Genomic DNA, 12,171 nt, shown 5'->3' on the forward strand with positions numbered 1-12,171 from the left:
CCCAGGAACCTCGGCCCATGAAGACTCTGCTGCTGGCTGGACTGCTCGTGTTGGCTGGTTGTGCCACCACCGGCGGCGCTGGCGTGCCCCCGGTCGATGTCAGGGGCGCCGATATCGCCAAGCGCGTGATGGACAACGGCGATGTCATTGAAGAGTACCGGGTCAGCGGCCAGCTGCGCATGGTCAAGGTCACGCCCTCGCGTGGCGCGCCGTACTACATGTACGACGGCCAGCAGAGCGGCGTGGACCGGAGCAAGGATGGCGTCTCGCCGGTCTACTGGAAGCTCTACAGCTGGTGAGCAGGCCAGGCCCGTAACGTCATCGGATGACCAGCACCGGGACCGTGCTGCGCGCCAGCACCTCGGCGGTCTGGCTGCCGAGCAGCACCCGGGTCACGCCCCGGCGCCCGTGCGAGGTCATCACGATCAGGTCGCTGTTGCGTTCCACCGCCGTGTCGATGATGCCGTCGGCGGCATACCGGTCCAGCACGTGCACGGTGTTGGCACGCAGGCCCTGCGCCTCGCAGGCGGCCTTGGCCGGCGCCAATACCTTCGCTGCGGTCTCTTCACGGTCAGCCTTGTACTCGGGGCTGTTCATGTAGCCCACGCTCCAGCCCATCGCGTCGTACATGCCCACCGCCCAGGGCTCGGAGACGGTGACGATATCGACCTCGGCGTTGAGGTCGCGGGCCAGTTCCAGCCCCTTGAGCAGGCCCTTTTCGGACAGCTCGGAGCCATCGGTGGCAATCAGGATCCGCTTGTACATGGCACGCTCCTTGGCGAAGGCAGTGGGGGACACCATTGCACACCCGGCGTGGAGACCGTGCCTTGAGCCGGATCAATCCGGCCGGTCGGCTTGGCCGCCGAGGACGGCCTGCGTGGCGCTGGCCAGCGCCTGCTGGATCCTGACCGCGCGGTCGGGATCGGCCTGCACCCAGTCGGCGATCTGCGCCGGATCGAAGCGGGCCAGCAGGGCGTCGCGGCGGCTGAGCAGTTGCCCGGTCAGTTCCGCTGCCGTGGGCCATCTCTGCCCGGCCCCGTCAGGCAGCAACGGCCAATGGCGGTGGATCACGGCGCTGATCGCCGACACCGGCAGCAGCCCCAGCCGGTAGCCCATTTCGGCCAGGATATCGGCCACGCGAGGGTCAGGGGCCACAGGCGGGCGGAACAGGGCGGCGATGCTGTCGGACTGGAAACCATAGGGCCATGCAGTGACGTCGTGCAGTGGACCGGGATCGCCGCACATTGCATCGAAATGACCGACGTTGGCCACATATGCCAAAGGAATCGGGAACAGTGAAGGCGGCCGCTGGGCGATGGCCACCTCACCGCTGTGCGGCTTGGTGAGCATCGCGCCCGTCTGCAGGTCGCGGAACCCGAGCGGCCCGCAGGAACCGAAATCCAGCGACATGCCCACCCGGGTTCCTTCACGGACGGTGTAGCCGAAATTCTCCAGCCGGTAGTTGAGATGGTCCCAGTTGCCCAGCCAGCGGGAGACGATGAAATGGCGCAGCTGTTCGCAGCGCAATGGCCCGGGCAGCATGCGGTTCATGGCGTCCAGCGCATTGAACCGGCGCTGGTCGTTGGCGGCGTGGTGTTGGGCGTCGTCCCCACGCAGGGCCCACCATTCGCGCCCGGCCTGCTTCAACAGGCGGGCGTTGTCAGATACGGCCCGTGCATGGCCTGCCCGCAATGCCTCGTAGGCACTGCGTGATGAAGGATTGGCCGCGGCGACCAGATCCACGGCCGCGTCACTGACGAGGAAGTCGCCCAGATCCTGGAAGCCCACCTCGAAGCGAGAGCCCACATGTTCGCCTGACGCCGGCAGACCATCAACGGCCGCCACCAGTTCGGTGTCGGGAGCGACCAGCCCGGTGAGCTGGAACAGTTTGCCCAGCGTGACTTCCATGGCGCTGCTGTTGGCGTCGGCCGTTGCCTTGACCCGCCAGCACTCGCTACCCCGCACCGCGATCATGGCCGGTTGGCTGCCCGGCCCCTGCCAAGGCCTGGCCGGGCAATCGGCCAGGTCAAGCATCTGCCGCATTTGGGGCGGCGCATTGTGGAGATGTGACACGGGCAACGCCGGAAGAGACCTGCGCGGCGCGCGGCCATCATCGGGAATGCCGGGAAGGGATGGAAACGAAGACGTCCGCTGGATCGCGCTGGTGATCAAGGCCGGTGCCGATGCTGAAGTGCGCACGGACACTATCAGGGTTCCGCTCGCCCACCGTTCGGACTGGTTGCAAAGCTAGTGTGGGACGAACGCCGGCGCGGCAGGCGCGTTCGAGTCACCACGGTCGCCACCGCCGCAACAGCGACAGCGGTCAGCCAGAAGCCCAACCCGTCCAGCAGCAGGTCACGCGTGGCGCTTGGTGGGGCGCAGCGCATCCGCAGCAGGTCCAGGCTGCCACCCCCGTCCAGGCAGGCGGCGACATGCTCGAACAGGGCCAGCACCGGTGCCGCCCAGCCCGCCGACAGCGTCAGCGCGACCAGTGCCGCCATCAGGTACGGGATTCCCTTGTTCATGTGCGCGCTCCCAGCAGACAGCGCCAGACTCTGGGCGCATGGTCGGAGGGCTTCAAGGAGCACGCGACGAACCGTGTGAAATCCGGGATGAGTCGCGTTTCACCGGGAACGAATCAGGCGCGCCGGGGCGGGGATGGCCGTTCTGGCGCGGACGAAGACGCCCCTTTGGGCCGAAACGGTCGCGGGCAGACTGCAGGGGCGACAGCCGACTGACAGTCGGCACTATCATCGGTCACCAGACCAGCGTCGGTGCATCGCTCTCTTGGATGGCCTGCACGCCTGCACAGGACGAGTCAGCAGAAAAACAGCTCGTAGGGATGCGCGGAGTCACTATCAGCGTACTTGCCGACCCACCCATTGCCCGTAATGACGAAGTAGACCCTGATGGGGTGCATGTAGACGTCATCGGCGATCGAACAAGAAGAGGCCAGCTCCGTCCAAGAAAATCCAGCACAAGTTACCTTCGTCATTGACCGAACTGAAGCCGCCAACCTTGCCCTGACGGTGTTCAACCCGCCTACCCAGCCAGGGCCACGGTGAGCAACAACGCCCATTCTCGCCAACACCGGAAGGTAGACATCAGCAATGACGTACGCGTCGGTCCACTCAGGGCGTTCAAGGATTCCCATATCCAGGCACTACACTCGATAGCGCAATTGATATCTCATCAGGATCCAGGCCGGCATCGACAGCCTCTAGAACCAAAGACTCTCCGGTAAACGAATCAAGTCCGCCGGACCGCGCCAAGGCACTCCAGACCAACCGATCAAGTGGATCCAGCAGTCGCTTCTCATCGAGCATCGCAGAATAGGCACCGAACCATTTTCTGTACTCAGCAACCTCCCCCGAGATCCAGAAATCCCGAGCCGCCTCCACTGCAGCTCGCCTCTCTCCACCGAGACGACTGTCCAACTGATCGCAAAGCGCAACAGCGAGCATCGCTCTCGCACCACAATCCTGTTCGAGTCCGGCAACGTCCAGCACCACGTCGAGACATTCGATCATTTGGCGCACCCTATTACCAGAGTTGTGTTCGCCATTCATATCACCTCCTACAACGGACGCGTCTTCGCAGGGAGAACAGCACGAACGCCTTGATCTTTGGCGACGGCAGCACAGCTGGCACAGGGTTCCATGACTTGCCCAGCTTTGGAACCTATGGCTCTGACGGTCGCCATGGTAGCGCCTTTCAAGTCGGCACCAGCATTCAGTGCTTTGCTCATCACGTCTATCTCTCCGCAACAGCCGTGGAAAGCGGACCGGGAGCCATCAGCTACTCCATCCAACGACTTTTGGATGACTCCATTTGAAGCGCCACCAGGCCCACCGGCGCGCGCACTGGCACCGACAAAAACTTCGCCGGACTTTGTCACGAGCCCTGTAACGGCACCGCCAGCCGCTTGGTTCGCCTGAGCTTCAGCAGAAGCTGTTCTAGCTGCGCTCAATGCTGCGATTTCCTGCGCAGCGATGCGACCAGGACCAATCACGCGCTGGGACTGACCAAGTGTAACGATCCCCATAGCCCCCTCGGCGATGGCAACTGCGCCTCCCACTGCCGCCATGCCATAGTTGCCTTGCTCAGCAGAAGTGACAGCAGCATCCCAAGTCGCTTGACCAGGAATTGTTCGGGCTGAATTGGGAGCCCCTGAGCGGGCGCGCGAATCAGGCGATCTGGACCACCCGAGCTCCCTGGCACAACGGGTAAGTCGCCACCAGCTCGGCGATGCGCTCGCGCAATGTTTCGAAGGACGCGCCATACAGGTACAGCGCGGTTTCGCTCGGGCCCTGCCACCAGCTGCAGATTTCGCCGTGGCCGTCGATGCGCTCCACGATCTGGTCGAACACGTAGTTCGAGTCGCACTGTTCGTAGACCTCATCGGGCAGGTCCACGCCATTGAGGTACAGGCCCAGGCCTTCGGTGATGCCGAACGGCAGGTCGGCCTCGCCTTCGCGCTGGATCAGCGAGCCCTTGGGGGCGCCGAGCTGTTCGAGCAGTTCGATAAGCTGGGGAAGTGCGGCAGCGTCGTGCAGCTGGATTTCCAGGTCGCCGTATTCCACTTCGCCCTCGTCGGACAATGCGGTGCCGCCACCCATGATTTCGCCGATGCCGGCCGCTTCAAGCATCGCATCGAGCGGATCCTCGAACAGCTGCAGGCGGTGCTCGGGCTGGAGCCGGGCGTTGAGTTTGACGTTGATGGAGACGGGGATGGTGGACATGGGGAGGCCAGAGATGATTGGAATGGGTGGGTTGTAGAGCCACGCCCTGCGTGGCTGTGCTGCGTTCGGCATCGCGAAGCCACGCAGGGCGTGGCTCTACCCGATGAAGAGCACATGGCGGGTCATCCGTGACACGCCCGATCAGATGACGGTGAGGTTGGCGTAGGCCATCACCAGCCACTTGCTGCCGGCGTCGGCGAACTCCACCTGCACGCGCGCGTGTGCGCCGCTGCCTTCGTAGTCGGTGACCATGCCTTCGCCGAAGCGGGCGTGGGTGACCATGGCGCCCAGCTTGAGCGGCGGCGCCTCCAGCGTAGCGTGGCCGGCGGGGCGGCTGGCGCCGAGCGAAGCGCCGCGCGAGACCTGCACCTTCGGGCGCACTTCGTTGAGCAGCTCACGCGGGATCTCGCGCAGGAAGCGCGAGGGCACGTTGTAGTTTTCCTGGCCGTGGATGCGGCGCGATTCGGCGTAGCTGAGCACCAGCTTCTGGCGCGCGCGGGTGATGCCCACGTAGGCCAGGCGGCGCTCTTCTTCCAGCCGCCCGCTTTCTTCCAGCGAACGCGCGCTCGGGAACAGGCCGTCTTCCATGCCGGCCAGGAACACCAGCGGGAACTCCAGGCCCTTGGCCGAATGCAGGGTCATCAGCTGCACGCCCTCCTCGCCCGCCTGGGCCTGGCCTTCGCCGGCTTCCAGCGAGGCATAGGACAGGAAGGCGACCAGTTCGCTCATGGTCTCGCCGGTTTCCTCGATGTCGTCCTCGCGCCGGGTGAAGCGCGAGGCTACCGACACCAGTTCATCCAGGTTGTCCGCGCGCGATTCCGAATCCAGCGCGTTGCGGCTTTCCTTGGACCAATGCTCACGCAGCCCCGAACGGATCAGCACATGGTCGATGCGTTCGGCCAGGGTCATTTCACCGGCTTCGGCGTGCAGCTGGTTGACCAGGGTGAGGAAGCCGGCCAGCGCGTTGCGCGCGCGGGCGGCCAGCTCGTTGCCCTGGGTGGTCAGCATGGTGGCTTCCCACAGCGAGATCGCCTGGGTGCGCGCCAGCCGGCGCACTTCGTCGAGGGTGCGGTCGCCAATGCCGCGCGTCGGTGTGTTGACCGCGCGCTCGAATGCAGCGTCGTCGTTGCGGTTGGTCATCAACCGCAGGTAGGCCAGCGCGTCCTTGATTTCGGCGCGCTCGAAGAAGCGCATGCCGCCGTATACGCGGTAGGGCACCTGCTCGGAGAGCAGCGCTTCTTCGAATGCACGCGACTGGGCATTGCTGCGGTAAAGCACGGCGGCGTCGCCATAGCTGCCGCCATCGCGCACCCACTGGCGCGTGCGCTCGACCACGTAACGCGCCTCGTCCATTTCGTTGTAGGCCGCGTACAGGTCGATCGGGTCGCCATCGCCACTGTCGGTCCACAGCTCCTTACCGATGCGGTCCGGGTTGTGCGCGATCACCGCGTTGGCCGCGCCGAGGATGTTGGCGCTGGAGCGGTAGTTCTGCTCCAGGCGCACGGTCTGCGCGCCGGGGAAATCCTTCAGGAAGCGCTGCACGTTCTCGACCTTGGCGCCGCGCCAGCCGTAGATGGCCTGGTCGTCGTCGCCGACCACGAACACGTGGCCGCTGTCGCCGGCCAGCACGCGCACGAAGGCGTACTGGATGGCATTGGTGTCCTGGAACTCGTCCACCAGGATTTCGCGGAAACGCGAACGGTAATGGGCCAGCAGCGCCGGGTTGTCGCGCAACAGTTCGTGCGCGCGCAGCAGCAGCTCGGCGAAGTCGACCAGGCCAGCACGGTCGCAACGCTCCTGGTAGGCCGCGTAGGCCTGCCGCATGGTTTCCAGCCAGGCGTCATTCGGCTCGGGCTGGATGTGCTGCGGACGGCGGCCTTCGTCCTTCTGCTCGTTGATCCACCAGGCGATCTGCTTGGGCGGATATTTGCTGTCGTCGATCTCCAACTGCTGCACCACGCGCTTGACCAGCCGCAGCTGGTCATCCGAATCCAGCACCTGGAAGCTGTCGGGCAGCTTGGCCTCCTGGTAGTGCAGGCGCAGCAGGCGATGGGCCAGGCCGTGGAAGGTGCCGATCCACGCGCCCCGGCTGCCCTGCGGCAGCTGCACGTCGATGCGGTGGCGCATTTCGCCGGCGGCCTTGTTGGTGAAGGTCACCGCGAAAATGCCATGGGTGGGCACGCCGCAGACTTCGTTGAGCCAGGCGATGCGGTGGATCAGTACGCGGGTCTTGCCGGAACCGGCACCGGCAAGCACCAGATGGTGGCCGGGCGGGGCGGACACAGCTTCGCGCTGAGCGGGGTTGAGCCCGTCGAGCAGGTGGGAGACATCCATGCGCTCATTTTACCCCGGCCGCCGCCACACAGGGGCGGGCCGGGGTCACCGCTTCGGGTATTCGCGCAACCGGTTCAGCCGGTAGGTCACGACCGTTGGTCGTGATTCAACGCGGCCACTGCCGCCTCCTGCGCCTGCCCCCGCAGCTCCGGAATGGCCAGGCTTTCCCACAACGTGCCGATGCGCAGGCTGCCCACCACCTGCACGCCCGGCTGCGCCTGTCCCTGCGCATTGCGCAGGACGCCGGCCGCATCGCTGTCCAGGCCCAGCCCATGTGGGCCGGGGCGTGCGCAGCCGTCCGCCAGCAGCTGCTGCAACAGCGGGTTGCGCATGGCCAGTGCGCGGGTCTCCACACCGGTGGCGTTGATCACCGCGCCCACGTTCAGTGGCGGCATGCCGCCGTGCGCGCCGTGCGCGTGCAGCTGCAGGGTGCTGTCCAGTACCAGCAGCGCATCCAGCCGTGCACGATGACGCTGCAGCTGGCCCGACTGCTCCAGCGCCACCAGCTGTGCGTGCACCGTCTCGGCGATGCGGTGGCGGTGTACGTCCCAATAGCGCACCACGTGGCGCAGGAAGCGGCGCTGGTCGGCGGCATCCAGCCCTTGCCAGAGCGCCTGCCCGAGCGGACGGATGCGGTCCATCACGCCCTGCCACGCAATGCCCTTCGCAGCCGCGTCGCGCACGTGCCCGCGCAGCGCGCGCATGCGAGCACGCAGCGGCATGTCCAGCAGCGGCTGTGGATCGAACTTGGCAATGCCCCCGTGCGCGTGTGGCAAGGGCAGCAACGCATGCCGCGACAGCACGTGGATGCGGCCGCGATGCCCGGCCGTGGCCAATGCCACCACGCTGTCGGCCATGCTCAGCCCCGAGCCGATGATGGCCAGGTCGCCATCGCCGGCCAGCATGCGCACGCCGTCGTAATCCCATGCGTCGACCACGCGGCCGGGCGGCAATGCCTCGGCACCGGGTGCAGGCAACGGGCGCATGCTGTTGCCGCAGGCCAGCACCACGTGGCGTGCCTGCCACTGCACGCCATCAGCCAGCCGCAGCACGTTCACTGGCGTGCCCGGCTGCAGTTCGATGACCGGACCATGCACGACGCGCAGCTGTGCGGGGCTGTGCACCTGGGCTTCGGCAAGGCGCTGCTGCAGGTACTCCGCATAGTGGCGGCGGGGAACAAACGTGTCGGCCAGTACGCCACGCGATACACCCGGCAGGACATCGGCCTGCAGCAGATAGTCCACGAAATCGCCCGGTAGTTCCGGCAGGCCGCTCATCTTGCCGGCCGGCACGTTGAGCAGGTGCTCGGGCCAGGGCGTGGCATAGGCGATGCCCTGGGCCAACGTGGACGCGGGTTCGAACAGGATCACCTGCACGGGCGAGCTGGCGCTGCGCAGCGCGTTGAGCGCGACCAGCACACCGGCCGCGCCGCCGCCGATGATGGCCAGGTCCGCCTGGAGCATGGGTTCGGAGTCGGTCATGCCGGCATTGTAGGACATGCGGCCGGGGCACCCTGTGCGCTACATCAGCGCATCGGCCAGGCGCGCGATGCCTTCGCGGCTGCGCCGCCATGCGGGCCGCTCCCGCCAGGCCTTCAGGTCGAGCTGGCGCGACTGCCGCAGGTAGTCGTCTTCGATCTGGATCAGTTGTCGCACCAGCTCCCGGTCGTAGCAGAGCATGCCGATTTCGGCGTTGAGTGCGAACGAGCGGATGTCCAGGTTGATCGAACCAACCAGCGCGATGTCCTCGTCCACGGAGAGATGCTTGGCATGCAGGAAATGCGGTGCGTACAGCGCAACGCGCACACCGGCGCGCAGCAGCTCGTCGTAGTACGCCTCCTGCGCCCATGCGGTGAGGCGCTGGTTGTTGCTGGCCGAGAGGATGAGCTGCACCTGCACGCCCGACAGCGCGGCGATGCGCAGTGCGCTCAGCGTGGCTTCGTCGGGCACGAAGTAGGGGGTGACCAGCACGATGCGGCGGCGCGCCAGGTGGATCAGCGCATTCACCGCATCGCGCGCGTTGCTGAAGGGATACGCCGGGCCGCTGGGCAGCAGCTGGGTCGGCACGTCGTCGGCGCACACCGGCTCGACCATCATCACTTCCAGGCGCTGGCCGGTTTCCATGTACCAGTCGCTGGCGAACACCGCCTCCAGGTGGGCCACGGCCGGGCCGCGCACGCGCGCCACCAGCTCGCGGTTGGGGAAGCCGGGCACGAATTCGGGCTGGGCCAGGTTCTGCGAGCCGATGTAGCCCACGCGGTTGTCGATCACGGCGATCTTGCGGTGGTTGCGCAGGTCCATGCGCCCGCTGCGCCGCCAGCGCAGGCCGCCGGGCAGCATCGCCCGCACGTCCACGCCCAGCGCCTGCAGGCGGTGCCGGTAGCGGCGCAGGCCGCGCTTGGCGCCCACCGCATCCAGCAGCAACCGGCAGTGCACGCCGCGCGCGGCGGCGCGTTGCAGCGCCTGCACCACCGCTTCGCCCACCGCGTCGTCGAACATCAGGTAATACAGCAGGTGCACGCGGTCGCGGGCCTGGTCGATATCGTCCAGCAGCGCCTGCAGGGAGGCGTCGTACTCGGTCAGCAGTTCGACCGCGTTGCCGTGCACGGGCATGAAATCGCCCTGGCGCTCGACCAGCGGCACCATTTCGGCCGTGGCGGTATCGGGCACCGGGTTCCAGCGCAGCGGCGGCTGCAGCGCCTGCTCTTCGCGGATCACCTGCGAGGCCTCGGCCTGGCGCGCCACGCGCTGGCGGGACAACCAGGGGTGGCCGAACAGCAGGTACAGCGGCAACCCCAGCAGCGGCACGAAGCCGACCAGCAGCAGCCAGCTGCGCGCGGCGCCGGGCGTGGTGCGGCTGGGAATCCAGAACAGCGCGGCCAGCCGGATCAGCCAGTCCAGCAGCAACAGCCATGAACCCAGCAACCATTCGAACAGCATCGGTGCGCCCGTTTGGGGTGTGCCGGCATTCTGCCATGGCCGGCGTGCACGGCCACGGAAACGAAAAAACCCGCCGTGAGGCGGGTTTTTCGTTGGCATCGAGCAATCCGGTGAGGGATTACTTGATCTTGCCTTCCTTGTACGGGACGTGCTTGCGCACGACCGGATCGTACTTCGAGAATTCCATCTTCCCGGGGGTGTTCTTCTTGTTCTTGTCGGTCGTGTAGAAGTGACCGGTACCGGCGGTCGAAATCATACGGACCTTATCGCGCTTGCCTGCCATGATCGTCTACTCCTCAGACCTTTTCGCCGCGCGCACGCAGCTCAGCCAGAACGGAATCGATGCCGTTCTTGTCGATGGTGCGCAGTGCATGCGCGGAAACACGAAGCTTGACCCAGCGGTTCTCGCTGGCAACCCAGAAGCGGCGCTCGTGCAGGTTGGGCAGGAAACGACGACGGGTCTTGTTGTTGGCGTGCGAGACGTTGTTACCCGTCTGCACTCGCTTGCCGGAAACTTGGCATACGCGGGACATTGCGCACCTCGATGAAAGTATGTGTCAGCCCATAGCCCGGGCGACGGCGGCCTCGACGGTTTCCCGCCACACGTCATGAGAATCAAAGGGTTACGCTGACGAGGGCAGACCGGATGACGTGTTCCCGGCCGCCAATCCGGAAAAATCCAGACACAGCGAGCCGCGCATTATGCCGGAGCCGCCCCGCGGATGCAAGTTGTCCACAGTGGACGCAGCCAGCCGTGGCTGAACGGGCTACCCCGGCACGCAGCGGCTGGCGATACTGGGCCCTCTACCCGGGAGAACGGCGATGCGGCTTCTGGCAGTGACCTATGGAACCGAAGGCGACACCCGGCCGCTGGTGATGCTGTGCCATGGGTTGCAGGCAGCCGGCCACGAGGTGCTGCTGCTGGCCGAGGGCGGCACGCTGGACAGTGCACGGGCACTGGGGGTTCCGCACGCGGTGCTGGAGGGCGACATCCATGACGAGGTGGTGGCGCTGGTGGCGCGCGGCAACGACATGGCGGCCGCATCGCGGGGGCTGGCACGGATGGCGCAACGGCATGTGCCGGCGTGGATGCGGCAGGCCGATGCTGCCGCGGCCGGTTGCGATGCGGTGCTGACCGGCGGACTGGCAGCGTTCGTGGGCATGACGGTGGCCGAACATCACGGTGTGCCGGCCATCGGTACCGGCATGATTCCGCTGACCCCGACCCGTGCGTTCCTCTCGCCATTCCTGCCACGATTGCGGCTGCCTGGCGTGCTCAACCGGCTCAGCTATGGGTTGGTCAACCAGGTGGTGTGGCGGACCTTCCGTGCGCCCATCAACGAGGCACGGCGGACGCTGGGCATGTCTGCCCGACGTTCGCTGTGGCGCGATCTGCCGATGTTGTATGGCATCTCGCCGAGCCTGATGCCGCCGCCTGCGGATTGGCCGGCCAATCACCATGTGTGCGGGCAGTGGCGCGCACCCGATGCGCCCTGGCAACCGACGCCGGCGTTGCAGGCCTTCCTCGATGCCGGCCCGCCGCCGGTGTATGTGGGCTTTGGCAGCATGATCGGGTTTGATCGCGACACCGTGCTGCCCGCGCTGCTGCAGGCGCTGGCACCACGCCGGGTGCTGTTGTTCCCCGGCTGGGCAGGCATTCCGGACGCGCCGCTGCCGCCGGACGTGTTTGTCGTCGGCCCTACCCCGCACGAAGCGCTGTTCCCCCGCTGTTCGCTGGTGATCCACCACGGTGGCAGCGGCACCACGCACTCGGCGTGTCGAGCGGGTGTGCCTTCGTTGGTGATGCCGTTTGCGGCAGATCAGTTTTTCTGGGCGGCGCGATTGCGGGAGATGCAGGTAGCGCCTGCACCGCTATCGCCCAAGCGGCTTGATGCCGACACCTTGGGCCTCTCGATCGCGTTCGCCGAAGGCCAGGAGGTGCGCGCGCGGGCTGCCGCGCTCGGGCGTGCCATGGCGCGGGAGGACGGTGTCGCAATGGCGGTCAACCTCATCACGACGTTGCACCGGACCCGGTAGCGCCGGCCGTTGGCCGGCCCTTGAGAAACGTCATCGAGACGCGATGGGCGGGCCACTCGGAACGGGTCATGCATCCCGAGGGCCGGCCAACGGCCGGCGCTACCGGCGTTTGGTTACAT

At 66.5% G+C, this 12,171-nt stretch carries 12 protein-coding genes; 2 read left to right on the forward strand and 10 right to left on the reverse strand.

The window, feature by feature from the left end:
* Positions 1-17 precede the first annotated feature (17 nt).
* The gene (locus tag WIX41_RS08565) at positions 18-299 is read left to right on the forward strand and encodes a DUF2782 domain-containing protein (protein ID WP_339446660.1); all 282 of its coding nucleotides are present in this window, start codon (positions 18-20) and stop codon (positions 297-299) included.
* 19 nt (positions 300-318) lie between these two features.
* Here the strand turns inward: WIX41_RS08565 and WIX41_RS08570 are convergent, their stop codons facing one another.
* The 10 genes from WIX41_RS08570 to rpmB form a co-directional block, all read right to left on the reverse strand.
* On the reverse strand, positions 319-765 hold the full coding sequence (locus WIX41_RS08570) for a universal stress protein (protein WP_339446661.1): 447 nt from the start codon (positions 763-765) through the stop codon (positions 319-321).
* A 72-nt stretch (positions 766-837) separates the two neighbouring features.
* Positions 838-2,043 (reverse strand): hypothetical protein, encoded by a 1,206-nt coding sequence (locus WIX41_RS08575; RefSeq protein WP_339446662.1) that lies wholly within the window; start codon positions 2,041-2,043, stop codon positions 838-840.
* A 164-nt stretch (positions 2,044-2,207) separates the two neighbouring features.
* Entirely contained in the window at positions 2,208-2,525 is a 318-nt protein-coding gene (locus tag WIX41_RS08580) for a hypothetical protein (protein WP_339446663.1), read from the reverse strand.
* A gap of 615 nt (positions 2,526-3,140) precedes the next feature.
* Positions 3,141-3,569: a hypothetical protein gene (locus WIX41_RS08585; RefSeq protein ID WP_339446664.1), complete on the reverse strand. Its 429-nt coding sequence runs from the start codon at positions 3,567-3,569 to the stop codon at positions 3,141-3,143.
* A gap of 618 nt (positions 3,570-4,187) precedes the next feature.
* On the reverse strand, positions 4,188-4,742 hold the full coding sequence (locus WIX41_RS08590; RefSeq protein WP_339446665.1) for a hypothetical protein: 555 nt from the start codon (positions 4,740-4,742) through the stop codon (positions 4,188-4,190).
* Between the two features lie 141 nt (positions 4,743-4,883).
* Entirely contained in the window at positions 4,884-7,076 is a 2,193-nt protein-coding gene (gene uvrD, locus WIX41_RS08595) for a DNA helicase II (protein WP_339446666.1), read from the reverse strand.
* Between the two features lie 86 nt (positions 7,077-7,162).
* Positions 7,163-8,575 (reverse strand): FAD/NAD(P)-binding protein, encoded by a 1,413-nt coding sequence (locus WIX41_RS08600; protein ID WP_339446667.1) that lies wholly within the window; start codon positions 8,573-8,575, stop codon positions 7,163-7,165.
* A gap of 21 nt (positions 8,576-8,596) precedes the next feature.
* Entirely contained in the window at positions 8,597-10,015 is a 1,419-nt protein-coding gene (gene cls, locus WIX41_RS08605) for a cardiolipin synthase (protein ID WP_339446668.1), read from the reverse strand.
* 118 nt (positions 10,016-10,133) lie between these two features.
* Complete coding sequence (rpmG, locus tag WIX41_RS08610) at positions 10,134-10,301, reverse strand: 50S ribosomal protein L33 (protein ID WP_170272460.1); 168 nt, start codon at positions 10,299-10,301, stop codon at positions 10,134-10,136.
* 10 nt (positions 10,302-10,311) lie between these two features.
* The gene (gene rpmB / locus WIX41_RS08615; RefSeq protein ID WP_005411638.1) at positions 10,312-10,548 is read right to left on the reverse strand and encodes a 50S ribosomal protein L28; all 237 of its coding nucleotides are present in this window, start codon (positions 10,546-10,548) and stop codon (positions 10,312-10,314) included.
* Between the two features lie 289 nt (positions 10,549-10,837).
* On the opposite strand from rpmB, the gene WIX41_RS08620 reads away from it, so the two are divergent.
* Entirely contained in the window at positions 10,838-12,052 is a 1,215-nt protein-coding gene (locus WIX41_RS08620; RefSeq protein ID WP_339446669.1) for a glycosyltransferase, read from the forward strand.
* The last annotated feature ends 119 nt before the right edge of the window (positions 12,053-12,171 follow it).

It is taken from the genome of Stenotrophomonas sp. AB1(2024), from assembly GCF_037482345.1.
GTDB lineage: Bacteria > Pseudomonadota > Gammaproteobacteria > Xanthomonadales > Xanthomonadaceae > Stenotrophomonas.